The sequence below is a fragment of the Brevibacillus humidisoli genome (genome assembly GCF_020923435.1).
Classification (GTDB): domain Bacteria; phylum Bacillota; class Bacilli; order Brevibacillales; family Brevibacillaceae; genus Brevibacillus_E; species Brevibacillus_E humidisoli.
The window spans coordinates 2765945-2790883 of sequence record NZ_CP087263.1 but is presented as its reverse complement, the minus strand read 5'-3'; the positions used below and the strand labels follow the sequence as shown (position 1 = coordinate 2790883).

Below are 24939 nucleotides of genomic sequence, written 5' to 3'. Positions count from 1 at the left end.
GGTTGCAACGGCCCTGGATCGTTGCAGGTAGCACGTTTTTTCCCCAATAGTGGTGACATGCTCAAGTATAATAGAGTGCAGGGGAGGAGTAAAGCAATCTAGCTCAGGTAGTAGATTCCGCCGATCAGCAGCAGAGCACTCGCTGCGATAAACAAAATGCTGAGAACGAACAACCCTTTGTTTTTGCGGCGGCGGTAGAAGAATTCATCAAACATCATCTGTACCTCCATCCCGTAATGGTTCCTTCTGTATGTTACCACGTAATCAAGCGGGGAGCCAGTTGCAGGATGAATACAGTGAGTAGGAGTATACAGGGAGAAGGAGTGTGGAGTGAATTGTCGGCGTATTGGTTGAAATACACACTGCAGTTGGATCCGAAGTTGGAAGAGTCATTTGCGGAAGAACTGGCCTCATCGCCTTACACACTTGGCTGGATGGAACCAGGCATCGACGTGATCCGGACTGATAACGGTTATGATTACCGGGAAAGAGATGACGTACCCCTGACGGCCTATCTGTTCGAACCGTTAACAGATGGGCAAGAAGAGCGGGTAGAGCAGTTGCAGCATGTTTTGGAGAAGTGGGCAGGGCAGGTCACGCTGCTGAAGGTAGAGAAGGTACGGGAAGAACACGAGAGCTGGCAGCAGCAGTTCGAGCCGGTGCAGGTCGGAGAGTGGCATATCGCTCCTTCCTGGTCGGGGGAGGGAGTTGTTGAGGATCTTTCACGTGTACTGTGGATCGATCCGGGGGCTGCTTTTGGCACAGGTTATCACGGAACGACGCAGGATATCCTCTACCTGCTGCAGGAGCTTCCGCTCACTGACAAGCGTGTGTTGGACATCGGCTCCGGTTCAGGCATCTTGTCTATTTTCTGTGCCAAGAACGGCGCTTCCTGGCCGGTCTATGCCATCGACATCAATCCGGCTGCTGCCGATCAGATCGATCACAACTGCTCGCTGAACCACTTGCCCAAACAAGCTGTACAGGTTGTAATCGGAGATCCGCTGGAACCGGCGGCAGCAGAACAGCTGCCCCGTGATGCAGACCTGATCCTGATCAATATTGGTGCCGAAGAGGACGTGGCAATGCTGCCGGTCGTGCTCCGCTCCCTGGCGTGGGGAGGGACGGTGATTCTCTCGGGGATCGTGGAGTGGAGCCGAGAGATGGTGGAGCAGGCATACCGGGAAGCAGGATTCTCACCGATCGCTGAGCGAATCAGCGGAGAGTGGGTGACGCTTGTAACCCGCCTGTGCGATAATGAAAAAAAAGCATGAAGGGAAGAGGGTACATGATGGATCCAGTCGTCATTGTCGCAGCCGGGCGAACACCGATTGGTTCGTTTGGCGGCAGTCTGAAAGATGTAAGCGCTCGCAAACTGGCGGAAGTGGTCATCCGAGGAATTCTGGATCGTTCGGGGATCGACCCTGCTCACGTGGACGAGGTGATTCTTGGCAACTGCATCCAGCGAACCGATGAAGCCAACATCGCCCGTACAGCGGCGATCGATGCCGGACTGGGGAAAGAGGTGACCGCCTACACGGTTCAGCGGCAGTGCTCATCGGGGATGCAGGCGATCGTCAGCGGGCTGTCGCAGATTGTGCTGGGAGACAGCGAGGTCGTAATCGCCGGAGGGGTAGAGAGCATGAGCAATGCTCCCTATGTCTTGAAGCAGACGCGCTGGGGCAAACGGATCATGCATGGTGAGATGACCGATGCGCTGTGGGAGCTGTTAACTGATCCCCATCACCAGATCCTGATGGGGGAGACGGCGGAACGACTGGCCGACAAATACGGGGTCAGCCGGGAAGAGCAGGATGAGATCGCCTATCGCAGCCATAAAAACGCCATCCAGGCGATTGACAGCGGTTTGTTTCGGGATGAGATCATCCCGGTTCCGGTCCAGAAACGAAAAGAGACCATCCAGGTCGATACCGATGAGCACCCTCGGCGCGATATTTCTCTGGAGGGGCTGGCCGCGCTCAAACCCTCTTTTCGGGAAGATGGGACCGTAACCGCTGGAAATGCTTCGGGAATAAACGATGGTGCCGCAGCCGTTCTCCTGATGAAGGAAAGCCGTGCGCGGGAGATGGGACTGGAGCCAATGGCACGGATCATCTCCTATGCCTGGGCTGGGGTAGAACCCGATCTGATGGGGTATGGTCCGGTACCGGCTACGCAGAAGGCGCTGGCCAAAGCAGGGCTGACCCTGCATGACATGGAGCGGATTGAAGTAAACGAGGCATTTGCCGCCCAATACCTAGCCGTGGAAAAAATGCTGGAGTTGCCGCGGGACATTACCAATCTCAACGGCAGCGGCATCTCGCTCGGGCATCCAGTGGGCTGCACAGGATGCCGCATCGTCGTTTCGCTGCTGAACGAAATGAAGCGGAGCGGTGCGAAGCGCGGCCTGGCCACCCTCTGTGTGGGCGGCGGCATGGGCATGTCCATGGTGTTGGAGCGGTAACACAGGCAAGTATATCCTGACTCTCTCAAGGCCATACTAACAGAGAACCCCATTCAGGCGATCAGCGTGATGGGGTTTTCATCTTTGAGGCCATGAAAAGGGGGCAAGGGGATTGGTGAAGCGCTTGATAAACCGACGGGCAGCCAAACCCGTCATCGGCCTCTTGATCCTTGCGATTGTTTGTTCTGCGGCAGGATATACGTTTTATACGGCTTATCAGTTCAAAAAGATGACCAGGGAATGGTATCAATCGCTGTCCAAAGAACCGTCTGCCCTCACTGAGAGCGACACCGATCTGAAGCAGGAACAACCGGAGGAGCAGGGAACTCCGTTATTTCCCAAGCCGAGACCGCTGAAGCCTTTTACGCTGCTGCTGATCGGTGTGGACAGCCGGGAGGGAGAGCGGGCCCGCTCCGATACGATGATGCTGGCTGCGGTTCATCCCGTCCGACAGCGGATTTATCTCCTCTCCATTCCGCGCGACAGCTATATGGAACTGCCCGGAAGAGGGTTTGATAAGGTAAATCATGCCATGGCGTACGGTGGCCCTGCCTTGTTGAAAGAAACGCTGGAGCAGTACTTTGATGTTCCGATTGATCGGTATATCACAGTCGATTTTGAAGGGTTCCGACAGGTTGTGGACGAGCTGGGCGGCATCCAGGTGAACATCAAAAAACGGATGAAATACACAGATCCGACTGACGGAACGCGTATTGACCTGGAGCCTGGGCTGCAGGTGCTAAACGGCAAGCAGGCCCTTGACTACGCCCGCTATCGGAAGAGTGACATCGGCCGTGAAGACAGTGATGCTGAGCGAATCTCCCGACAGCAGGAGATTCTGCAGGCATTGGTGAAAAAAGGTGAGTCATTGCAGGGGGTCATCAAGGTATTTTCGCTAATGGACATTTTAGGCGGTCACGTGAAGACCGATTTGTCTGAGGCGGAGATTGCTTCTCTCCTAATCTCCTACCGCGATTCTCAAAAAAACCTGCTCCTAACCGATACCCTGAAAGGGCAAGATCAGCGGATCTGGAAGAACGGTCTTCGCGTGTGGTATTATCTGGTTGAACATGCAGAAAAAGAGCGGATCCAACACCGCCTGCTGGAAGAACTAAAGGGGAAGACCGCCAGTTGACGAAGCTGTCCCGCCTCTGATCACGGTGTGTCATGCGGGGAGGTTTCCTAACGGAAAAATTGTTGGAAAATAGAATCGGTTTCGACTACAATGGAGTCAGGAAGAAGTTTTGGATGCGCTTTCACGGGAAGGATGAGCTATTCGAAGGACCGGAGGGATTTGCGATGTCAAATGCCAAGCCTTGGATTGCCAGTTACCCCGTAGAAGTACCTGCGTCACTGGAATACCCCCGTGTTTCATTGACGTATTTTCTCGAACAGTCTGCCAGAGAATTCCCCCACAATCATGCCCTTTACTTTATGGGCAGACGGATCACCTATGCTGAATTGCTGTCGCTATCGTATCGATTTGCCCACGCATTGATCAGACGCGGCGTCAAAAAAGGTGATCGCGTAGCCATCATGTTGCCCAATTCACCGCAAGCAGTCATTTCTTACTACGGAGCTTTATTTGCCGGTGCCGTTGTCGTACAGACCAATCCCCTCTATACCGAACGCGAACTGATTCATCAGATCAGTGATTCGGGAGCGGAAGTGATTGTCACACTCGACTTGTTGTTCTCCCGCATTATGAATGTCAAATCTTCCACATCACTGCGTCGCGTCATCGTGACCGGCATGGGTGAATACCTGCCTGCCTTGAAGCGGCTTGTGTACCCGCTAGTGCAGCGAAAGCAAGGGCAAAGGCCGCAGGTGGCGTACGGCAATGGAGTGGAGGCCTTTTCTGCCCTGATGGACGAGGGGGACACTTCTCCCGTGCGGGTAGAAATCGATCCAGAAGAAGATCTGGCTCTTTTGCAGTATACCGGGGGGACAACCGGAACGGCCAAAGGGGTTATGTTGACACACCAAAACCTGATTGCCAACGCCGTCCAGACTTTCGCGATCATTTACAAACTGAAGAAGGGCCAGGAAAAGATTCTTGGAGCCCTGCCGCTTTTCCATGTCTACGGGATGACTACCGTGATGAATCTGGGGATACAGATGGCTGCAGAAATTCAGCTGATCCCGCGGTTTGATGTTAAGGAGATCCTGAAGACAATCCACCATGCGAAGCCCACCCTTTTTCCCGGAGCACCGACGATGTACATCGCCTTGATTAATCATCCCGAACTGAAAAAATACGACCTGTCTTCCATCAAAGCTTGTGTCAGCGGTTCTGCGCCTCTTCCTTTGGAAGTGCAGCAGCGCTTTGAGGAACTGACCGGCGGCAGGCTGGTAGAAGGGTACGGGCTGACCGAGAGCTCACCGGTCACCCACTCCAATCCGCTTTGGGGCCATCGAATTAGCGGCAGTATTGGGCTCCCGTGGCCAGATACGGATTGTCGCATTGTTGATCCCGCTACAGGTGAAGTACTGCCGCAGGGCGAAGTGGGAGAGTTGGCAGTAAAGGGACCGCAGGTGATGCGAGGATACTGGAACCGGCCGGAAGATACGGCAGCGGTGCTGCAGGATGGCTGGCTGTTGACCGGTGACATGGCCTACATGGACGAAAAAGGTTACTTTTACATTGTCGATCGGAAGAAGGATATGATTATCGCGGGAGGCTACAACATCTACCCACGCGAGGTGGAGGAAGTCTTGTTTGAGCATCCTGCCGTGCAGGAGGCGGCAGTGGTAGGAGTACCTGATCCTTACCGTGGCGAGACAGTGAAGGCTTTTGTCGTCGTCAAACCGGGTCAGACGGCCAGCGAGGAAGAACTGGACGCCCACTGTAGGAAACGGTTGGCTGCCTATAAAGTTCCTCGCATCTACGAATATCGCAGTGAACTGCCCAAGACGATGGTTGGAAAAGTGCTGCGAAGACAGCTGCAGGAAGAAAGCCGGCAACAGACACTAGCAGAAGCCTCAGCACAGGAGATGGCGCCGTAGCGTCGGTTATGCTGTGATCGAAGCGTTTACTCATGGGAAACCACCGTTGTTTTCAGAAGAAGACGACGGTGGTTTTTCTGTTGCCTTGTGCAAATTTCCCCCTCTTTACATAAATGTCCACCTTACGAGAATACAAAATATTCCGATAAAGTGGAAATAGGGAGTCTATCCCTTATTTCCCATTCCTTTACTGTCTCTCGCAGGAGGTGGTCGATGCGTCTGTTCTCTAAAGGAAACGAATTGTTCTTCTGTTGGCTGGTTTTTTTGTTTATTCCATTCATTTTGACAGGAGGTTTGCTCGTATGAGATTCCACAAAGGGATTGTCAGTAGGAGCATCGTTTGCTCCATGATTGCTGCACTGGTTTTGTCGCTGTTGCCGTTGTTTGCTTTCTCCGCTCAGCCGGCTGCGGCTGCTGAGGGCGCCAAAATCGTCGGCTACTACCCCTCTTGGGGTGCATACGGTCGCAACTACAACGTTTGGGAGATAGACGCAGGAAAAGTGACGCACATCAACTACGCATTTGCAGACATCTGCTGGGATGGCAGGCATGGCAACCCGGATCCGACCGGACCCAACCCGCAGACGTGGACCTGCCAGGATGAAAACGGGACGATCAACGTTCCCAACGGAACGATTGTGTTGGGCGATCCCTGGATTGACGCTCAGAAGTCATTTCCCGGCGATACCTGGGATCAACCGCTTCGCGGCAACCTGAATCAGTTGATCAAGCTGAAACAAGACAACCCGCACCTGAAGACGATTATTTCAGTAGGCGGCTGGACCTGGTCAAACCGGTTCTCCGATGTGGCTGCCAGCGCCCAAACGCGCGAGACCTTTGCCAAATCGGCGGTCGATTTCGTTCGCAAGTATCAGTTTGATGGCGTCGATCTCGACTGGGAGTATCCTGTAGAAGGCGGATTGCCAGGCAACAGCAGACGTCCGGGGGACAAGCAAAACTACACGCTGCTTCTGCAAGAGGTGCGTGAGCATCTGGACGCAGCGGAGCGAGAGGATGGTCAGGAGTATCTGTTAACGATCGCCTCAGGTGCCTCCCCCGCCTTTGCGCAAAATACGGAGCTTGACAAGATTGCTCAGGTGGTCGATTGGATCAATATCATGACCTATGACTTCAATGGCGGCTGGCAGACGATTAGTGCACACAACGCGCCGCTCTATTTCGATCCGGCTGCGGAAGCGGCGGGAGTGCCGCAGGCGGCATCGTATCATGTAGCTGCTGCTGTGCAGGGCCATCTATCCGCTGGTGTGCCTGGGAACAAACTGGTGGCAGGTCTGCCGTTTTACGGTCGCGGCTGGGGTGGCTGCCCCAGTGCCAACAACGGCGAGTACCAGACATGCACCGGCACGTCTAACACTGGTACGTGGGAAAAAGGGGTATACGATTTCTCTGACCTGGAGGCCAACTACATCAACAAAAACGGCTATACCCGCTACTGGAATGACACGGCAAAGGTACCGTTCCTCTACAATCCTGCCCAGCAGACCATGATAAGCTACGACGATGTTGAATCGATCGGATACAAAACGGCCTACATCAAGTCTGAGGGCTTGGCCGGAGCGATGTTCTGGGAGTTCAGCTCCGATAGGAACAACACCTTGTTGAGCAAAGTGTACGACGATCTGCTGGGGTCGGCGCCAGGAGATACGACGCCGCCGACGGCACCAGAGAATGTAACGGTGACCGGTCAAACAGCCAACAGTGTATCACTCCGTTGGGATGCGGCAACAGACAATGTCGGGGTTGCGGGGTACATCGTATCCTACGATTCTGCCGATGTTGACGTGAGCGGTACGAGCACCACGATTACCGGATTGACGCCTGATACGACATATACGTTTACGGTACAGGCTAAAGATGCGGCCGGAAACGTCTCAGCGGCCAGCAGTCCGGTTACAGCAACCACCGAACCGGCAGGAGAGGACTCCGAACCGCCAAGTGCACCAGCTAACCTGCGGGCAACCGAGACGACTTCCACCAGCGTAACATTGGCATGGGACGCTTCCACGGACAACGTCGGGGTAAGCGGGTACACCGTTGCCTACGGTACGACCAGCCTCGACGTGACCGAGACCAGCGTCACCGTCAGTGGCCTGACAGCAGACACGTCCTACACCTTTACGGTGAGAGCAAAGGATGCGGCAGGCAATCTGTCACAGGAGAGCAGTGTTACGGTGAGAACCAACTCCGCTGCCACCTGCGACTACCCGGCATGGAGTTCCTCAGAAGTCTATACGGCAGGTGACCGTGTCACCTACAATGGTATCATCTACGAAGCCAAGTGGTGGACGCAGGGCGAGCAGCCAGATCAAAGCGGTGAGTGGGGCGTCTGGAAATACATTGGAGAGTGTAGTTAGAGTGTGTGCAGTTGGGGAGCTAGCAAGAGAACGTAGTCAGAGAATGTAGTTAGAGAATGTAGTTAGAGAATGTAGTTAGAGAATGTAGTTAGAGTAACTAGTTAGAGTATCTGAGTTAGAGAGTCCAGTTAGAGACTGTAGACAATGAGTCGGTAATGAGTAGCTCTCTTGATGCCGAGAAAGTAAGGAAGAGGCATAGGGGCAACAAAACAACCAAACAGAACCGGGGCAGGCAGTTTCCAAGCGACTGATGGGGAAACGGCCTGCCCTGCTCGTTGTGATCAGGTTCCGGTATGAGATCCAAACCCTCCAGTGATGGCATCCCGATCGTCATCAGATGATGGCTCCAAGGGATTGACAATGGTGCTGGCCATGTATTACACTTGATTCGTGAATGAATGATCATTCATTAGAAGCGGCAGTACATCCAGCTAACATCATGGCATAGAAAGTGGAGGTTCATCATGGCGAAAAAAACGGGGGAAAAATATCAAGCCATTATCGATGCAGCGGTTCGCGTGATTGCGAAGCACGGGTATCACAACGCACAGGTATCCCGCATCGCAAAAGAGGCGAAGGTAGCTGACGGTACGATCTACCTCTACTTTGAGAACAAAGATGACATTCTCATTTCTCTTTTCAACGAAAAGATGGGGCGATTTATCGAGACTTGCCGCCAACGCATTGAAGAGGCGGAGTCGATTGAGGAGAAGGTGTACGTCCTGATTCATGCACACCTGAGCCAGCTGGCCCAAGCTCCGGAACTGGCCATCGTCACGCAGATTGAATTGCGTCAATCCAATCCGCTGATCCGAGAGGGGATCGGCGAGGTGATGAAGGGGTACTTCAATCTGATTGACAGCGTGGTGAGAGAAGGCATGCAGCAGGAGGTATTCCGTCCGGATATCGACATCCGTTCTGCGAGGATGATGATCTTCGGAACATTGGACGAAGCAGCGACCACCTGGATCATGAAGCAGTGCAAGTACGACCTCGTCTCTCACGTGAAACCCATCCATAACCTCTTCCTACACGGTTTGATGAAACACTGATCTAAGAAAACGCTTTAATTGCCTGTTGGACTTTGCTACAATATGATTTAGCATTGCAGATCTGAGCGATCGTTCAGGAGGGCCCATCTTTTACAAGCGGGGGGAGAGAATCATGTCGTATCACAACTTGAAAGTGGTGATCAAAAACCGTGTCGCACTGGTAGCGATTGACCATCCACCGGCCAACGCGTTGAACAAATCGACGCTGACCGAACTGGAAGCCATGCTGGACTCGCTGGAGCAGGACCAGCAGGTGAAGGTTATCGTATTGAGTGGAGAGGGTCGTTTTTTTGTGGCGGGAGCCGATATCAAAGAGTTCACCGCCCTTAGCGGTGACGATGCGGAAGCGATGGCAGTAGCCGGACAGCGGGTGTTTAACCGCATTGAATCGTACCCAAAACCGATTATTGCCGCTATTAATGGCGCTTGCCTCGGTGGAGGCTTGGAACTGGCAATGGCTTGTCATATTCGCCTGGCAGCAGCAGAAGCCAAGCTGGGTTTGCCGGAGCTTAACCTGGGGATTATTCCCGGATACGGAGGCACACAGCGACTGCCCAGACTAGTCGGTCGAGGCAAGGCGACACAAATGATCCTAACCTCTGAAATGATTGGGGGAGACGAAGCGCATCGCATCGGTCTGGTTGACGCGGTCTACCCACTCGACCAACTGTTGGCGGAGGCCCGTCAGTTGGCGGCGGCGATTGCCGACAAAAGCAGTGTGGCCCTTCGCCTGGCGCTTGCAGCGATTCAGGCCAGTACGACCGAGACGTTTGAGCAGGGTCTTGCCCGTGAAGCGGCGTTGTTTAACGAAGCATTCTGCTCAGAGGATCGGAAGGAAGGCGTCGCCGCATTCCTGGAAAAGCGAAAACCCCAGTTTAACGATCGATAAGGGAGGCAGTTGCGATGAATATCCTGGTTGTCGTAAAAGAGACATTTGATACAGAAGAAAAAATCGTCATACAAGACGGAAAAATCAGTGATGATGGTGTTGAGTTCATCATCAACCCTTATGACGAGTACGCCGTAGAGGAAGCAATCAAGTTGAAAGAGGAGCATGGCGGTGAAGTGACAGTCGTTTCGATCGGACCAGACAGGGTGGAGAGTCGGCTGAGAACAGCACTGGCGATGGGAGCGGACAAAGCGGTGCTGGTTGATGACGAATCACTATTTGGCGACGAATACACCACGGCTAAGGTATTGGCTGCTGTCGCCCAAAAAGTGGGCTTTGACATCATCCTTGCCGGTCAGATGGCGGTTGACTCCGGTGCCGGACAGGGCGGGCCCCGACTTGCCGAAGAACTGGGGATTAACCATGTCTCGACTGCGGTCAAGCTGGAAGTGAATGGAACTTCAGTGAGGGTCGAGCGTGACATCGAAGGTGATCTGGAAGTAGTGGAGACCTCGCTGCCTATCCTGATCACGGCTCAACAAGGGCTGAATGAGCCGCGGTATCCTTCCCTTCCAGGGATTATGAAAGCGAAAAAGAAACCGCTCGAGCGGCTTTCTGCTGACGATCTCGGTCTTGCCGCCGATCAGGTGACGGCAAAGACAGAAGTAGTAGACCAGTATCTGCCGCCGAAGAAGCAAGCCGGCCGCATACTGGACGGTGAGATCAAGGATCAGGTGTCGGAATTGGTCCAATTGCTGCGCAGCGAAGCGAAAGTGATCTAAGCGGAAGAGGGGATAGACGATGAAAAAAGTACTGGTTCTTGCAGAAGCACGTGACGGTCAACTGCGTAACGTTTCGTTTGAAGCACTGGCGGCTGCGCGCACAATCGCCGACGGCGGCGAGATCGTGGCAGCCGCGTTTGGACCGGGAGCGGACGCCTATGCTGCAGCACTAGGCGAGCATGGGTCGAGCAAGTTGTACACCATTTCAGATGAATCGCTTGCCAACTATACACCGGACGGCTACAGTCAGGCACTGGTGGCTGTCATCCGGGAGGTGGATCCGGATGCCATCGTAGCCGGTCATACCGCGATCGGCCGGGATCTTTTTCCCAAAGTGGCGGCACGTCTGGGTTGCGGACTTGTCTCCGATGTGACAGCAGTTGAAGCAGGCCCGCTGTTTACACGTCCGATATACGCTGGCAAAGCATTCGAGAAGCGGAAAGTCACCGAGGGGAAAACGCTGGTGACGATTCGTCCGAACAACATCCAACCGGCTGAAACTGAGCAGGGGAAAACGGCAGAAGTGGTTTCGGTTGCTGCTGAGATCAAGGACATCCGCTCCATCATCAAGGAAGTGGTGCGCAAAACTTCCGGCAAGGTGGATCTGTCCGAAGCTAAGGTGATCATCTCAGGCGGTCGCGGCGTGAAGAGTGCAGAAGGTTTTCAACCGCTGGAAGAGCTGGCCGACGTGTTAGGGGCGGCAGTGGGAGCTTCCCGCGGCGCTTGCGATGCCGGTTACTGCGACTATGCGCTGCAGATCGGTCAGACCGGGAAAGTCGTGACACCTGATCTGTACATTGCCTGCGGCATTTCCGGCGCTATCCAACATCTCGCCGGAATGTCCAACTCCAAGGTGATCGTCGCGATTAACAAAGATCCGGAAGCACCGATCTTCCAGGTAGCTGACTACGGCATTGTCGGTGATCTGTTTGAAGTAGTGCCGCTCTTAACCCAGGAGTTCAAAAAAGTATTGGCATAACGAAGAGCCAGGGAGACATCATTCCCTGGCTCTCATTTATTCAGATCGTATGGAGGCGGAAGCGGATGGGGCTACTCCCACCGATCCGCCCATTCACCGATCGCGTCTACTACCGATTCCAGATCTTTCCCCTTTTCAGTCAACTCATACTCGATGCGAACCGGCGTTTCTGGATAGACGTGCCGCACGACGATGTTGCAGCTCTCCAATTCTTTCATCCGCTCCGTCAGCATCCGGTCGCTCATGTCCGGGATTTGTTCTTTTATTTCCTTAAACCGTTTGGGGCCGTCCATCAGTACCCGCATGATCAGACCGGTCCAGCGTTTGCCGATCAGCTCCATCGCCTTTTCAAATTTGGGGCACATCTGGGAGTAATCCTTGTTCATATCGTATCCCCCAATTGTTGCTTGTGATACTTATGTCTACTTATATAAAGATTATGCCATAAAGTAAGTGTGCACGCCAAGTGTTTGAAGCGCAATCAAGGCAGCAGAAGGATCAGAACAGGTAAACAAAACGGCTGTTTTACCCTTGGCCATTTCACTTTGATACATATCCGATTGTTCGTTGATAAACCCCAGCTGCGGCAGTGAAAGTTCGATACGTTCAGACTGATCGGCAAGGGCAGACGTATGTCCGATCTCACTGCTCAGGTAGGAGAGTGAATCGATCGGGATTTCCGCGTAGAGTTGGCTAACCAGACGTTCCGCTTCCGGACGACTGTCAAACAGCGCGATAATCGCAGCCACAAGAAGCCCCCTCCTTTCCTCCCCATATCTTTTAACAGGCCGGGGCAGAATATGTGTAGGGAAATGAGCACAAAGCAACTGCTGCAAAGTGTCGTGAGGCGTGGTCAACTGAGGAAGAGAATGGTATACTGTAAATCGTCAGTGACAATGGCAGGTACAAGCAAAGGAGGTTTACACGGATGGCAATTGTGAACGCAACCGACCAATCATTCACGCAAGAAGTAGAGCAAGGCGCTGTATTGGTCGATTTCTGGGCTCCCTGGTGCGGTCCCTGCAAAATGATTGCACCTGTGTTGGAAAAAATTGACGAAGAGATCGGCGACAAGTTGAAGATCGTGAAAGTAAACGTCGATGAGAATCCTGAATCATCGGGTCGCTTCGGGATCATGTCGATCCCTACACTATTGGTCTTTAAAGATGGGCAACCAGTTGACAAAATCGTCGGTTTCCAACCCAAAGAAGCCTTGATGGCCACGATTGGCAAACACATCTAAGTGTGTGGGGGTTGCTTGGCAGCACACGTCGTCAGACGGTGCTGCCTTTCCCATTTTCTATGCATACATAATAGTTTGCGTTTTCGTAATCTTTACATTACAATGTTACATATCTCTTATAACTATTTAGGTGCTTTCAAGGGGGACATTATGAAAAAGTCACGGCTGTTACCATCAATGCTATCCATCCTGCTCGGAACGTCGCTTCTGGTCGGATGCGGCGGACAAGCCACGACCAGCTCCGGTGGCGAATCCGGAGGAGAGAGCAGCTCTGGCGGCGGTGGAGAGATCCATGCCAAGATCGGTGTCGTCAGCTTCCTCTCCGGATCGGGTGCAGCCTACGGTGAGGCGCAAAAGGCCGGTTTGGAACTGGCGCAGGAAGAATTGAATGAGGCCAACAAAGGCAAGCTGAAAATCGATTTATTGTTTGAAGATTCCGGCGGCAAGAAAGAGAGCGCCATTAATGCCGTCAACAAGCTGATCAACCAGGACAACGTCGTTGCCATCATCGGTCCAACTTTGTCAGGTGAGATGTTTGCAGCGGGGCCGATCGCGAGCGAGGCGGAGACGCCGATCTTTGGCATCTCCAATACGGCAGAGGGCATCAACGATATTGGCGAGTATGTCTTCCGCAATTCACTGCCCGAATCGATCGCCATCCCGGCTGCGATGAAAAAGGCAGTGGACAAACTGGGGATCAAGAGTGTTGCGTTCATTTACGCATCTAATGACGACTTTTCTGTCTCCGGTTTTGAGACGATGAAAAAGACAGCGGAAGAGCTTGGCTTGGAAAACTTGGGTGAGTCAACGTTTTCCATCGGCGACGTTGATTTTTCCGCCCAATTGACCAAGATCAAGGAACTGAATCCGGATGCGCTTTTGGTTTCCGGACTGTACAAAGAGGGGTCCCTGATCGTCAAGAAAGCACGTGAACTCGGCATTGAGTCTACGATCATCGGTGGCAATGGCTTTAACAACCCGAAAGTGTTTGAGATTGCCGGCGATGCTTCGGAAGGGTTGATCGTAGCCACACCGTTCAGCCCGGAAAAGAAAGACGAGAAAGTGCAGGCGTTTGTCAAGGCGTTCGAGGCCAAGTACGGAAAACAGCCTGATCAATTCGCAGCGCAAGCCTACGACGCTCTCTACATCATGAGCCAATCGCTCCTGGCTGCAGGCGAAGCTGATCGCAACAAACTTCGCGACTCGTTGGCACAGTTGAAAGACTTCGAAGGCGTATCTGGCAAACTCTCGTTCGACGAAAATCGCAATCCGATCGGCGAAGCTGTCGTCGTGGTAGGAAAAGGCGGAAAGTACGTACCGTTCGAGTAACCAATGGATAATCAGGCAGTTGAACATCAACACAGGGTCATTGCCCGGGGGCTCCCGGGCAATTCCTTTGTCCCGTGGCGTAAAACAAGCTCTGCGGGTCCCATGCATTCATCCTTTATCTACTACCTCTCAAAGGGGGAAACAATGTGTTTTGGCAACAACTTGTCAACGGTCTAACGGTTGGCAGCACCTATTCGTTGATTGCGATTGGCTACACCTTGATCTTCGGGGTGTTGGGGATCATCAACATGGCGCACGGACAGATCTTCATCTTTGGTTCTTTGGTAGGCCTCTACCTGATTACGGAGGTGGAGATGCCGCTGGGGATTGCCTTTTTGACGGCTATCATCGTATCAGCCGTACTTGGATTGATTCTGGAATATACGGCACTGCGGCCGCTGCGCAAAAAGAACGTACCCCACTTGGCCTCCCTGATCAGTACGATCGGGTTTGCCATCCTGGTGGAGGAAGCGATGCACAAGCTGTTTGGCGCTGACTCGCGTGCTGTTCCCGTATCACTGGGCAGTGAAATGTACGATCTGGGAGTTGTGCAGGTACGAGGCGTAGATCTTATCATTTTGACTGTTTCATTGGTTCTGATGTTTGTTCTCCACTTCTGGATCAATCGGACCAAGATGGGGAAAGCGATCCGAGCGACGGCTGAAAACAACGAAACGGCCAGCATTCTCGGGATCAATACCAACATGGTGATCGTTGCTACCGTTGTCATCGCCTCCGCGTTAGGTGGCGTGGCCGGCAGCTTGATCGGTTTGGCTTATTCTGCGCTGATTCCGTCGATGGGCTTAAACCTTGGCTTCAAGGGACTGGCTGTGCTGATCCTCGGCGGTGTCGGAAGCATCACCGGGGCGATGGTTTGCGGCATCCTGCTCGGAATCGCGGAAGTTTTCTCTGTAGCTTATGGCGATTCGTCCTACCGGGATGCCGTTGCCTTCGGCTTGATCATTCTCATTCTCTTGTTCAGACCGCAGGGTTTGTTCGGGCGCAAGGTGTAGGGAGGTGGCAGAGTGATGGATTTGTTTAACCCGTATAATTTGCAGGTAATCACCTTTATCGTCTTAAACGGCATTTTAGCCATCAGTATCTACATCACGTTGGCTACCGGACAGCTCTCGCTGGGTCATGCCGGATTTATGAGCATCGGCGCCTACATGGCCAGTATTTTAACCAAACAGGCAGACGCCCCGCTGCTGATCGCCCTAATCGCCGGAGGCTTGTTTGCCGGTCTCATCGCCTTGTTGATCGGTGCCCCCACGCTAAAACTGCACGGACTCTACCTGGCGATTGCCACCTTGGGCTTTGGCGAGGTAGTCCGCGTTATTTTTCTCAATCTGGAGATCACCAACGGAGCACTCGGTCTCACCGGTCTGCCGTCGATTGGCAGTTCCCTGTACGATCGGATAAAGGGACTGGGCCTCAATGCCGACACGTTTGGACTGTCTGTATTAGAAATAAAAGCAGCGCTGACACTGCTGTTCCTCGTGTTGTTGTTTGCTGTGGTGCTTTTCCTAACCCTGCGGCTGCATCGTTCCAGGATCGGTCGCGCCTTTGAAGCGATCAAGGCGGACGAGACTGCCGCCCGGGCGATGGGGTTGCCGGTTGCCTATTACAAGATGCTGGCGTTTGTGCTCGGAGCCGTACTGGCGGGGATTTGCGGCGGCTTGTTCGCTCATATCACAACCACGATCACACCTGACGATTTCAACTACCACAAGGTGGTAGAGATTCTCTCATTTGCCGTAATTGGCGGCAGTGAAGTGGTCTGGGGACCGCTGTTTGGCGCACTGATCCTCACCTCGCTGCCTGAAGTGCTGCGTGCCGTGGCGGAGTACAAAATGATCATGTACGGGGCGATCATGGTCCTGGTCATGGCGTTCCGACCGCACGGCTTGATCGGTGCCGACACCTTTGCCCGCTTGTTCCGCCGTCGAAAGAAAACACCGTCGCAGCAAGCAGAGGAGGGGATGTAAGATGCTGCTTGAACTGAGCAATGTGGGCAAGAGCTTTGGCGGGATCACGGCTTTGCGTGATGTCAACTTTGCCGTCGCTGAGGGTGAGATCGTCGGCTTGATCGGCCCCAACGGAGCGGGCAAAACGACGATCTTCAACATGGTGACCGGCATCTTTGCACCGACCAACGGACAGATTCGTTTTAAGGGACAGCCTCTGGACGGCATCCCCTCGCACAAGATTACGGGGCTGGGGATTGCCCGGACGTTTCAAAACATCCGTCTGTTCGGGCACATGACGGCACTGGAAAACGTAAAAGTAGGCTGTCACACTTGGACGCGGGCCGGTTTCTGGTCCTCGCTGCTGCATACCCGCAAGCAGCGGGAGGAAGAGAGGATCGTTCGTGCGAAAGCAGAAGAACTGCTGGCGTTTGTTGGTCTCACCGAGGTTGCCGATGTGCGGGCTGATACCTTGGCTTACGGGCAGCAGCGCCGTCTGGAGATTGCCCGTGCTCTGGCTACACAGCCTCAACTGCTGCTGCTCGACGAGCCTGCTGCCGGGATGATCGAGAGCGAGACAGCAGAGCTGATGCAATTGGTACAAAAGATACGCGACAACGGCACAACTGTACTGCTTGTCGAACACGACATGGGACTGGTGATGAACCTCTGCGACAAGGTGGTTTGCATCAACTTCGGGGTCAAGATCGCGGAAGGCACCCCTGATGAGGTACAGAACCACCCAGACGTGATCGAGGCGTATCTGGGCAAGGAGGAGGAAGAAGCATGCTAGAGATACGCGACATAAGCACCTCCTACGGACAAATCAAGGCGATCCGCAATGTTTCGCTGGATGTGCCTCAGGGGAAGATCGTTGCGTTGATCGGGGCCAATGGAGCGGGTAAAACGACGACGATGAAGACGATTGCCGGACTGCTGACTCCCGATAGCGGGACGATCGCGTTTAACGGTCAACGGGTGGAAGGTTGGAAGCCGCATCGATTGGTGCAGGCGGGGCTTGCCCTTGTGCCGGAGGGACGGGCGATCCTCAGCCAAATGACGGTGCAGGAGAACCTGGAGATGGGCGCTTTTCAGCGGAAGGATTTCAAAGGAATCCGAGATGATATGGAAAAGATGATGACCTGGTTCCCCATTCTCAAGGAGCGTCTGAACCAGTTGGGGGGGGACGATGTCAGGCGGACAGCAGCAGATGCTGGCGATTGCACGGGCCTTGATGTCACGCCCCAAACTGCTGCTGCTTGACGAACCGTCGATGGGGTTGGCGCCGATCGTCGTCAGTGATATTTTCAAATCGATTCGTCAGATCAATCAGGAAGGTACGACCGTGTTGATTGTGGAGCAGAACGTGAAGCAGGCGCTAAAAATCGCTGATCATGGCTATGTGCTGGAAGCAGGGCGGATCGTACACAGCGGGACAGGACAGGAACTGCTGGCCAACGAACGGGTGAAAGAGGCGTATCTGGGCGGCCGTAAAGCGGAATGAGAGGAAGAAGAGCGATCTATTGTATCGCTCTTCTCTCTTTTCGGCGAGGAAGGATCCTGACCCATCCAGGCTGATGGGTGACGTACCGATTGCAGAACAAGGCATGGAATATTGCTGCCCGTTTTCTGATGTGCGTATATGTGCAGAGTGGATCGGATTGTGTACAATGTCAGTGAAGAAGGAGGGGATGACCATCATCATGCCTCACGTTCGATTGTTGTGTGCGATCGTGTTGTTAAGTCTGGGGCTGTTTGCCTGTTCATCGACCGATCCGGCGCCCCAGCAGCCCGATCGTGATGAGCTGGCAGTTGAAAAGGAATCAGGTGTACTATACGTGACGCCGGTTGATCTATTCACCGGAGAAGCCGCTAGGCTGAAACCGTTTTTGGGTGAGGCCGGAGCTGTTAAGCTGGCTTATACCGGCAACAAGCGAATGATCAAGTGCTCGCTGGAGGTGTGGGAAAACGGCCAAATGGTGCAGACGATCAGTTCGATGAGCAGCGCGATGAATCAGAAAGAAGACAGCGATGTGTACTCATTTGACGGAGAGTTGATTATCACGATCGACGAGGTGAAGACGGACGAGAAACCGGCTCCCTACGCTGTCAAGTACGCGTTTGTGGATGAGCAGGGATACAGCATGGGGGAAGGAGAGATTCCCTTTGAAAAGGAATTTTCCAGCCGCGGCGGAATCAGCCAACAAGAGCCGATGCAGATCCCTGAAGACGGAAAAGCGATTATCTGGGGTATCCAGGCGACTGACAAGAGATCGATGACGTTCTATAACTCGGCCGAAGAGACGGTAAAGCAAGCCGAGTGGGCGTTTGTGGCCACTGTCACGCTGACCGACTGAGGCCGGCTCGGTCTGCTGGCAATTGGCATGTTTACCAGGCAGGGAAGGTTTTTCTGATGGCAGACGGGAACGTTTGTGCTACGATAGAGGTTAGGAATAAAGTGCCGACGACAACCAAGGCATGCTTATGAAAGGAGGATCGATCGTGAGCGGAATCAAAGAAAAACTGGCGGTGTTGCCCGATAAACCTGGCTGTTACCTGATGAAAAACAGCGCCGGCGAGATCATTTACGTCGGCAAGGCAAAAGTGCTGAAAAATCGGGTCCGTTCCTATTTTACCGGCAGCCATGACGGCAAGACACAGTTGCTGGTCAGCGAGATCGCTGATTTTGAATACATCGTCACCTCCTCCGCCATTGAGGCGCTGCTATTGGAATGCAATCTGATCAAAAAGCACAATCCCCGCTACAACGTGATGCTGAAGGACGACAAAACCTATCCGTATATAAAAGTAACCAATGACAGGCATCCCCGCCTGGAGATCACCCGCAAGGTGAAAAAAGACAAAGCCAAGTACTTTGGTCCATATGCCAACGCTGGAGCGGCCCAGGCAGTCAAGAAGCTGTTGGATCGTCTCTACCCGCTGCGCAAGTGCAAGACGATGCCGAAGCAGGTATGTCTCTACTACCATCTCGGGCAGTGTCTCGCACCTTGTGTCTACGAGGTAGATCAGGCGGAAAATGAACGAATTGTGGATGAGATTGTCAAGTTCCTCGACGGCGGACACGAGGCGATGAAGCAGCGTTTGACTGAACAGATGACCGAGGCGGCTGAGAATCTGGAGTTTGAACGGGCCAAAGAGCTGCGGGACCAGATTCGCAACATCGAAGCGGTGATGGAGCAGCAAAAAGTAACCTTTTCGGACGACGTGGACCGCGACATCATCGGGTTTGCCGTGGAGAAGGGCTGGATGTGCGTGCAGGTCTTTTACATCCGCCAAGGAAAAATGATCGAGCGTGAGACCACCTCTTTTCCTTATTATGGAGAAGAAAAAGAAGATTTCATGTCCTACCTGGCCCAGTTCTACTACGATAAGCAAAATGCCCTGCCGAAAGAGATCCTGCTGCCGGAAGAAAGCGAGCCGGAGCTGCTGGCGCAGTGGCTGGGGGTAAAGGTGCTGACGCCCAAGCGCGGCAAGAAAGCAGAACTGATCCAGATGGCCCGCGAAAATGCGCGCATCGCTCTGTCCGAAAAGTTTGCGCTGATGTCCAAAGATGAAGCGCGTACGATACAAGCGGTTCACAATCTGGGACATATCCTGGGGATCGGCACCCCTAATCGGATCGAAGCGTTTGACAACTCCAACATACAAGGGACGGAGCCAGTCTCGGCAATGGTTGTCTTTACGCAGGGACGTCCCGACAAAAAAGAATACCGCAAGTTCAAGATCAAGAGTGTGGAAGGACCGGACGACTACGGCTCGATGCGGGAAGTGATTCGTCGCCGCTATACGCGGTTACTGCGCGAAAACCAACCGCTGCCCGATCTGATCGTAATCGACGGGGGCAAAGGACAGATCAGTGCTGCCATGGATGTGCTGGAGAACGAGCTGGGGCTGTACATCCCAGTCTGTGGATTGGCCAAAGATGAGAAGCACAAGACGGCCGAACTGCTGTTCGGCGATCCGCCGCAGCCGGTGAAGCTGGGACGGGACAGCTACGAGTTTTACCTGCTGCAGCGGATTCAGGATGAAGTGCACCGTTTTGCCATCACCTTCCACCGGCAGTCGCGCAGCAAGACGCTGCTCTCCTCCCGACTTGATGAGATTCCGGGGATCGGTGAGCGGCGCAGGAAAAAACTGTTCCAGCATTTTGGCTCGTTAAAAAAGATGCGCGAAGCAACGGTCGAAGAGTACCGTCAACTGGGGATTGGCGACAAGCTGGCCAAAGAGATCATTGCCCATTTGCAAAAAACCAATTGAACCTCTGAATAGGTCATGGTATAATCCCTCACAAGTGAATAGGAACCTCACTTCCCACATGCGAAGTGAGGTAGAGGCGCGAAAACCATGAGTACCTTCCTCGAGAGACGGGAATCGATGACAGGAATGGGAAAGGGGAATTCGCCGAAGTGCAGGTGGCCACCCGCGGCGGCCTGTGCTGGGTCTGCGTCGAACAGACGCAGGACTGTCACCTGAGCGAGAACCCGCGCTGCAGGTGGAGGGCTATCTCACGGGGACGAACGGTGCGCCCGTTTCGTCTGCGTCAAAGGGGGAGGGGGAACGATGTATGTCCATTCAGGGCAGCGGCAGGTTTTCCTTGTCGTTGCCCTTTTCTGTGAGAGAGAGTAGATAGTCGGCCGGATAAAGGTGTGTTCATGGCGATATGATCAGATTGGGATAAAGGGGAGAAGAACGACAATGGGGTTGATCGTGCAGAAGTACGGAGGTACCTCCGTAGGAAGCATTGAACGAATCCAGCGGGTGGCAGACCGCATCGTTGAATACAGGCAGGCAGGTCATGATCTGGTAGTGGTCGTGTCCGCGATGGGGAAGTCCACCGATGTGTTGGTGGAGATGGCCAAGCAGATCGCTGTTTTTCCGTCGGAACGGGAGATGGATATGTTGCTGAGCACCGGGGAACAGGTTTCAATTGCCCTGCTCACGATGGCGCTCCATCAAAAAGGATGTGACGCTGTCTCGCTGACCGGCTGGCAGGCCGGCGTTCGGACCGAGTCGGTACACGGCCGCGCACGGATCACAGAGATTGACAATCAGCGTATTCGAGATGAACTGGGGAACGGGCGAGTGGTGATCGTAGCCGGCTTCCAGGGAGTCTCAGAAGAAGGAGAGATCACAACACTGGGACGCGGCGGTTCCGATACATCCGCCGTAGTGCTTGCCGCCAGTCTGCAGGCGGAGAAGTGTGAAATCTTTACAGATGTGGCTGGCGTCTATACGGCTGACCCGCGCGTCGTTCCTGCCGCGCAAAAGCTGCCGCACATCTCTTGTGACGAAATGCTGGAGTTGGCCAATCTGGGGGCAGGCGTCCTGCATCCCCGCTCCGTGGAGGCTGCGAAAAAATATCGTGTCAGGTTGGTCGTCAGATCCAGTTTTACCACCGAAGAAGGTACGTATGTAGAGGAGGTTGCCGATATGGAAACAGGCAGAGTCGTGAGTGGCGTCGCGCATGATGAGAATGTGGCAAAAATTACGGTCATCGGCATGCCGTCCAATGGCGGTACGCTGTCTAAGCTGTTTCATACGCTTGCTTTGTCACAGGTGAACGTGGATATCATTATCCAGGGGTCCTATGATGCGGAGATGACCAATGTTTCGTTTACCGTGTCCGCGGGCGATCTGCATAAGGCACTGGATGTACTTGAAGCTAATCGGGAAGCGCTCAGCTTTGAACGAGTGGATCATGAGACCGGGCTCTCCAAGGTTTCCATTGTCGGAGCAGGGATGATCAACAATCCAGGGGTGGCGGCAGAGATGTTCCGTCAGCTTGCGGAACAGGAGATCTCGATCAAGATGGTCTCCACTTCCGATATCAAGGTGTCCTGCGTGATTCCGGCCGAGCAGACCGCTGTCGCTGTACGTACGCTGCACACGGCATTTGGTCTTGACGTCGAAGAGCCGGCTGTCGTATACGGACGTTCAGCCGCCGAGTAAGATTGGTATGGGTTGACAGTCTTCCCCAGCAGTCGTATGATGAAGGTACATGACAAGTAAATAGGCGATTCTTATCAAGAGTGGTGGAGGGACTGGCCCGATGAAACCCGGCAACCCCGCAGGAGCGGAGAGGTGCTAATTCCAGCAGGTGCATGCAGCATCTGGAAGATAAGGTCGGGACTTGGCTCGCGTACGGATGGCCCCCTCTTCTCTTTCAGAAGAGGGGGTTTTTTGACTGACTCGGTCCGCTGTTCGAACAGGCAGACCGACTCTGGGGGGATGAAACCGATGAAGAAGCTGGTGATTGGCGATATTGAACTGGAATCAGGTGAAGTGCTCAAAGAGGTAGAAGTGGGGTATGAGACGCACGGAACCTACGATAAAGAGCGGGGCAACGCCGTTTTGATTTGTCACGCCCTGACAGGCGATGTCCATGTAGCTGGAGACGAATCGCAAGCAGGCTGGTGGGAAGGCCTGGTAGGGCCTGGGATGCCGATTGACACCAATCAGTACTATGTGATCTGCTGCAACGTGCTTGGCGGATGTTACGGCACAACAGGGCCAGCCAGTATCAACCCGGATACAGGCAAACCGTATGGCTCCTCTTTTCCGATGGTAAGTATTCGTGACATGGTCCATACGCAGCATCGATTTCTTCAGGCGTTGGGAATTGAGCAATTGTATGCGGTGGTCGGCGGTTCGATGGGCGGGATGCAGGTATATGAATGGGCGATTACCTATCCCACCTACATGAAGATGGTTGTGCCGATCGCTACGTGTACTCGCTTTTCTGCAATCGCCATAGCGTACAACGATGTGGGGAGGCAGGCAATCGTGAACGATCCGGCATGGCAGGGCGGCGATTACTACCCTGGTCCAGGGCCGACCAGCGGCCTCGCCGTTGCCCGGATGCTGGGGATGATCACCTACCGCACCGCTGAACTGTTTGAGGAACGGTTTGGGCGCAGCCTGCAGGAGCAAGCGGACAGCAGTTCATTTGACACCCCTTTCCAAATCGAGAGTTATTTGCGGTACCAAGGAGAGAAACTGGTCGAACGGTTTGACGCCAATAGCTATCTCTGTTTGCTGAAGGCGATGGATACGCACGATGTTGGCCGTAATCGCGGCGGCATCGAACATGCCTTGTCCGGCATCAAGGCGCAGGTAGTGGGGATCGGGATCAGCAACGATTTGCTGTATCCCTTGGATCATCAGCGGGAGATGGTAGACGTGCTCCGTACCTATGGCATCCGTGCTGACTTTTATACGATCGACTCGAAATACGGACATGACGGCTTTCTCGTCGAGTTTCACAAGATGGGGAACATATTGGCTCCCTACTTTGCCTGATCCAATTGCTCATCATCAAATGCCTCTTGCCTCCAGTTATCGCTCATTCCATCGGTTGAAGCCGGACGGTGATCAATGCCTCCGGCTTTTTTCCTGATCGCTGGTGAATCTCTAACCCTGCCTGGGCTGGTTGATCTCTCCAAGCGCCGATCGCTCCAGCCAGAAGCCCCGCTTCCAACGAGAGCATCTGGGTCAACCGCTCAACAGGGATCAAGGCATACGAAGAGTGCTGAAGACCGAAGCGGACAAGCTGCTGATGTTGTTCCAGTACTTCCAGCTTGCCCAGCCCTAGCCGGATAAAAGTCATCACCAGATCTTCTGCTGAGTCGATGACGATTTGATCGCCCAATTCCTTGCCTGTCCAATACAGAATCGGTGCTTCACTCTCGCCGAGCAGTCGGCGGGTCAACGTCTCACGCAGCAGATAGTAGCCGAGATACGGCATGCTCATCTGTTCGATTGGTCTGATCGCATCAGGAGACAGCAGTTCAGATAAAGGATCGATCGTTCGTTTCATCAGTCGTTCCCCTTTTCTCGCAGGTTTTACTAGGATACATATGAGAAAAAGAAGGAAGACATGCCCACTCACAGAGATGGTACAACTAAGTTTATTCTAACGTTAGATTAAGTCTACCAATCGGCTTGACGCTCTCTGGAGACAGGAGTACAATGGTTTTGGTCACATACTGTACTTCATTTTGCCATTTTATTGACACAATTCTACAGTGATTCCGCATCGGGGCAAAGCGTGACACCGCGAACAGGCTTGAGGAAAGTGGTGATCCTGCCTTGTCCGTCGGGATGCGTGGGATGTGTCTAACTGATTCTCCATTGGGACAGGATAGAGAAGAGCAAAGTAGGGGTTACAGGGGGACAAGACTGGTTTACAGACAAAAAAAGGAGGGACCCATGCATGGCTAGGAGCAGCCAGCACTTTCTCAATCACAAGCTTCATTCACTAGTAGGCTTGGTTCCGGTGGGCCTGTTCTTGTTGTTTCACTTGACGGCCAACCACCAGGCAACCAAAGGGCCGGAAGCGTTCAATGAGACCGTTGCTTTCATTGAGAGCTTGCCATTTTTGCTGGTACTTGAGTTTGGCTTGATCTACATTCCATTACTCTTTCATGCAATCTACGGGCTTTACATCGCGTTTCAGGCGAAGCACAATGTGGGCAACTTCGGCTACTTTCGCAACCATTTGTTTTTGTGGCAGCGCATCACAGGCGTGATCACCCTGATCTTTGTCGCCTGGCACGTGTGGGAGACGAGAGTGCAAAAGGCGCTTGGAGCGGCAGAAGTGAATTACGACATGATGGCTAACATCCTCAGCAGCCCGGCTATGGTGGTATTCTACACGATCGGGATCCTGTCCGCTGTCTTTCATCTCTCCAATGGAATCTGGTCGTTCCTCGTACACTGGGGCATCACGGTAGGTCCGCGCTCGCAGCGTATCGCCACCTATTTCACGATGGGTGTATTCGTTGTCGTCTCGTTCATCGGTCTGCGTGCGATGGCCGCATTTATTCAATAGGG

The 24939-nt window shown here is 53.6% G+C and carries 22 protein-coding genes, 1 pseudogene and 2 riboswitches; of the genes and pseudogenes, 20 read left to right on the top strand and 3 right to left on the bottom strand.

All coding sequences use genetic code 11. The features are described from left to right. The first annotated feature begins 296 nt into the window (after nucleotides 1–296). The 9 genes from LOK74_RS13765 (at nucleotide 297) to LOK74_RS13725 (ending at nucleotide 11547) form a co-directional block, all read left to right on the top strand. Nucleotides 297–1274: a 50S ribosomal protein L11 methyltransferase gene (locus LOK74_RS13765; RefSeq protein ID WP_230042603.1), complete on the top strand. Its 978-nt coding sequence runs from the start codon at nucleotides 297–299 to the stop codon at nucleotides 1272–1274. A 17-nt stretch (nucleotides 1275–1291) separates the two neighbouring features. Next, nucleotides 1292–2464, top strand: coding sequence for a thiolase family protein (locus LOK74_RS13760; protein ID WP_230047009.1), 1173 nt, complete (start codon nucleotides 1292–1294; stop codon nucleotides 2462–2464). 115 nt (nucleotides 2465–2579) lie between these two features. Beyond that, nucleotides 2580–3599, top strand: coding sequence for an LCP family protein (locus LOK74_RS13755; RefSeq protein WP_230042602.1), 1020 nt, complete (start codon nucleotides 2580–2582; stop codon nucleotides 3597–3599). A gap of 164 nt (nucleotides 3600–3763) precedes the next feature. Continuing rightward, a complete protein-coding gene (locus LOK74_RS13750; protein WP_230047008.1) occupies nucleotides 3764–5470 on the top strand; it encodes a long-chain-fatty-acid--CoA ligase in 1707 nt (568 codons plus the stop codon). Nucleotides 5471–5772: 302 nt separating this feature from the next. After that, nucleotides 5773–7845 (top strand): glycosyl hydrolase family 18 protein, encoded by a 2073-nt coding sequence (locus LOK74_RS13745; protein ID WP_230042601.1) that lies wholly within the window; start codon nucleotides 5773–5775, stop codon nucleotides 7843–7845. Nucleotides 7846–8309: 464 nt separating this feature from the next. Further along, nucleotides 8310–8897 (top strand): fatty acid metabolism transcriptional regulator FadR, encoded by a 588-nt coding sequence (locus tag LOK74_RS13740; protein WP_230042600.1) that lies wholly within the window; start codon nucleotides 8310–8312, stop codon nucleotides 8895–8897. A 112-nt stretch (nucleotides 8898–9009) separates the two neighbouring features. After that, the gene (locus tag LOK74_RS13735) at nucleotides 9010–9786 is read left to right on the top strand and encodes an enoyl-CoA hydratase (RefSeq protein ID WP_230042599.1); all 777 of its coding nucleotides are present in this window, start codon (nucleotides 9010–9012) and stop codon (nucleotides 9784–9786) included. A 14-nt stretch (nucleotides 9787–9800) separates the two neighbouring features. Continuing rightward, a complete protein-coding gene (locus LOK74_RS13730) occupies nucleotides 9801–10568 on the top strand; it encodes an electron transfer flavoprotein subunit beta/FixA family protein (RefSeq protein ID WP_230042598.1) in 768 nt (255 codons plus the stop codon). 19 nt (nucleotides 10569–10587) lie between these two features. Beyond that, on the top strand, nucleotides 10588–11547 hold the full coding sequence (locus tag LOK74_RS13725; protein WP_230042597.1) for an electron transfer flavoprotein subunit alpha/FixB family protein: 960 nt from the start codon (nucleotides 10588–10590) through the stop codon (nucleotides 11545–11547). A 71-nt stretch (nucleotides 11548–11618) separates the two neighbouring features. On the opposite strand, the gene LOK74_RS13720 is transcribed toward LOK74_RS13725, so the two are convergent. Together LOK74_RS13720 and LOK74_RS13715 are read right to left on the bottom strand one after the other, a co-directional pair. Continuing rightward, nucleotides 11619–11933 (bottom strand): winged helix-turn-helix transcriptional regulator, encoded by a 315-nt coding sequence (locus LOK74_RS13720; RefSeq protein ID WP_230042596.1) that lies wholly within the window; start codon nucleotides 11931–11933, stop codon nucleotides 11619–11621. 51 nt (nucleotides 11934–11984) lie between these two features. Further along, a complete protein-coding gene (locus LOK74_RS13715) occupies nucleotides 11985–12296 on the bottom strand; it encodes a hypothetical protein (protein ID WP_230042595.1) in 312 nt (103 codons plus the stop codon). A 179-nt stretch (nucleotides 12297–12475) separates the two neighbouring features. Here LOK74_RS13715 and trxA point away from each other — a divergent pair, with 179 nt between their 5' ends. The 10 genes and pseudogenes from trxA (at nucleotide 12476) to metX (ending at nucleotide 23406) form a co-directional block, all read left to right on the top strand. After that, entirely contained in the window at nucleotides 12476–12790 is a 315-nt protein-coding gene (gene trxA / locus LOK74_RS13710) for a thioredoxin (protein WP_230042594.1), read from the top strand. Nucleotides 12791–12940: 150 nt separating this feature from the next. Then, nucleotides 12941–14119 (top strand): ABC transporter substrate-binding protein, encoded by a 1179-nt coding sequence (locus LOK74_RS13705; RefSeq protein ID WP_230042593.1) that lies wholly within the window; start codon nucleotides 12941–12943, stop codon nucleotides 14117–14119. A gap of 146 nt (nucleotides 14120–14265) precedes the next feature. After that, nucleotides 14266–15132, top strand: a complete 867-nt coding sequence (locus tag LOK74_RS13700; protein WP_230042592.1) for a branched-chain amino acid ABC transporter permease — start codon at nucleotides 14266–14268, stop codon at nucleotides 15130–15132. A 15-nt stretch (nucleotides 15133–15147) separates the two neighbouring features. Then, on the top strand, nucleotides 15148–16107 hold the full coding sequence (locus LOK74_RS13695) for a branched-chain amino acid ABC transporter permease (protein WP_230042591.1): 960 nt from the start codon (nucleotides 15148–15150) through the stop codon (nucleotides 16105–16107). A 1-nt stretch (nucleotide 16108) separates the two neighbouring features. Further along, complete coding sequence (locus tag LOK74_RS13690) at nucleotides 16109–16879, top strand: ABC transporter ATP-binding protein (RefSeq protein ID WP_230042590.1); 771 nt, start codon at nucleotides 16109–16111, stop codon at nucleotides 16877–16879. Continuing rightward, nucleotides 16873–17590: pseudogene (locus LOK74_RS13685) on the top strand (ABC transporter ATP-binding protein). Before LOK74_RS13690 ends, LOK74_RS13685 begins: the two are co-directional and overlap by 7 nt. A gap of 166 nt (nucleotides 17591–17756) precedes the next feature. Next, nucleotides 17757–18443: a hypothetical protein gene (locus tag LOK74_RS13680; protein ID WP_230042589.1), complete on the top strand. Its 687-nt coding sequence runs from the start codon at nucleotides 17757–17759 to the stop codon at nucleotides 18441–18443. A 127-nt stretch (nucleotides 18444–18570) separates the two neighbouring features. After that, a complete protein-coding gene (gene uvrC / locus LOK74_RS13675) occupies nucleotides 18571–20364 on the top strand; it encodes an excinuclease ABC subunit UvrC (RefSeq protein ID WP_420908789.1) in 1794 nt (597 codons plus the stop codon). Between the two features lie 63 nt (nucleotides 20365–20427). Further along, nucleotides 20428–20618: riboswitch (Lysine riboswitch) on the top strand. A gap of 184 nt (nucleotides 20619–20802) precedes the next feature. Further along, complete coding sequence (locus LOK74_RS13670) at nucleotides 20803–22056, top strand: aspartate kinase (protein ID WP_230042588.1); 1254 nt, start codon at nucleotides 20803–20805, stop codon at nucleotides 22054–22056. A gap of 68 nt (nucleotides 22057–22124) precedes the next feature. After that, nucleotides 22125–22231, top strand: a riboswitch (SAM riboswitch). 113 nt (nucleotides 22232–22344) lie between these two features. Then, complete coding sequence (gene metX, locus LOK74_RS13665; protein ID WP_230042587.1) at nucleotides 22345–23406, top strand: homoserine O-acetyltransferase MetX; 1062 nt, start codon at nucleotides 22345–22347, stop codon at nucleotides 23404–23406. Between the two features lie 43 nt (nucleotides 23407–23449). Here the strand turns inward: metX and LOK74_RS13660 are convergent, their stop codons facing one another. Beyond that, nucleotides 23450–23923 (bottom strand): DUF2507 domain-containing protein, encoded by a 474-nt coding sequence (locus tag LOK74_RS13660; RefSeq protein WP_230042586.1) that lies wholly within the window; start codon nucleotides 23921–23923, stop codon nucleotides 23450–23452. A gap of 396 nt (nucleotides 23924–24319) precedes the next feature. Here LOK74_RS13660 and LOK74_RS13655 point away from each other — a divergent pair, with 396 nt between their 5' ends. Then, nucleotides 24320–24937: a succinate dehydrogenase cytochrome b558 subunit gene (locus LOK74_RS13655; RefSeq protein ID WP_230042585.1), complete on the top strand. Its 618-nt coding sequence runs from the start codon at nucleotides 24320–24322 to the stop codon at nucleotides 24935–24937. Nucleotides 24938–24939: the final 2 nt, after the last annotated feature.

Coding starts and splice junctions, on each gene's coding strand:
- LOK74_RS13725 (WP_230042597.1), top strand. CDS start 10,588: ATGAAAAAAGTACTGGTTCTTGCAGAAGCACGTGACGGTCAACTGCGT.
- LOK74_RS13690 (WP_230042590.1), top strand. CDS start 16,109: ATGCTGCTTGAACTGAGCAATGTGGGCAAGAGCTTTGGCGGGATCACG.
- LOK74_RS13655 (WP_230042585.1), top strand. CDS start 24,320: ATGGCTAGGAGCAGCCAGCACTTTCTCAATCACAAGCTTCATTCACTA.
- LOK74_RS13720 (WP_230042596.1), bottom strand. CDS start 11,933: ATGAACAAGGATTACTCCCAGATGTGCCCCAAATTTGAAAAGGCGATG.
- LOK74_RS13750 (WP_230047008.1), top strand. CDS start 3,764: ATGTCAAATGCCAAGCCTTGGATTGCCAGTTACCCCGTAGAAGTACCT.
- LOK74_RS13745 (WP_230042601.1), top strand. CDS start 5,773: ATGAGATTCCACAAAGGGATTGTCAGTAGGAGCATCGTTTGCTCCATG.
- LOK74_RS13760 (WP_230047009.1), top strand. CDS start 1,292: ATGGATCCAGTCGTCATTGTCGCAGCCGGGCGAACACCGATTGGTTCG.
- LOK74_RS13680 (WP_230042589.1), top strand. CDS start 17,757: ATGTCAGTGAAGAAGGAGGGGATGACCATCATCATGCCTCACGTTCGA.
- uvrC (WP_420908789.1), top strand. CDS start 18,571: ATGAAAGGAGGATCGATCGTGAGCGGAATCAAAGAAAAACTGGCGGTG.
- LOK74_RS13735 (WP_230042599.1), top strand. CDS start 9,010: ATGTCGTATCACAACTTGAAAGTGGTGATCAAAAACCGTGTCGCACTG.
- LOK74_RS13705 (WP_230042593.1), top strand. CDS start 12,941: ATGAAAAAGTCACGGCTGTTACCATCAATGCTATCCATCCTGCTCGGA.
- LOK74_RS13740 (WP_230042600.1), top strand. CDS start 8,310: ATGGCGAAAAAAACGGGGGAAAAATATCAAGCCATTATCGATGCAGCG.
- trxA (WP_230042594.1), top strand. CDS start 12,476: ATGGCAATTGTGAACGCAACCGACCAATCATTCACGCAAGAAGTAGAG.
- LOK74_RS13730 (WP_230042598.1), top strand. CDS start 9,801: ATGAATATCCTGGTTGTCGTAAAAGAGACATTTGATACAGAAGAAAAA.
- LOK74_RS13670 (WP_230042588.1), top strand. CDS start 20,803: ATGGGGTTGATCGTGCAGAAGTACGGAGGTACCTCCGTAGGAAGCATT.
- LOK74_RS13695 (WP_230042591.1), top strand. CDS start 15,148: ATGGATTTGTTTAACCCGTATAATTTGCAGGTAATCACCTTTATCGTC.
- metX (WP_230042587.1), top strand. CDS start 22,345: ATGAAGAAGCTGGTGATTGGCGATATTGAACTGGAATCAGGTGAAGTG.
- LOK74_RS13660 (WP_230042586.1), bottom strand. CDS start 23,923: ATGAAACGAACGATCGATCCTTTATCTGAACTGCTGTCTCCTGATGCG.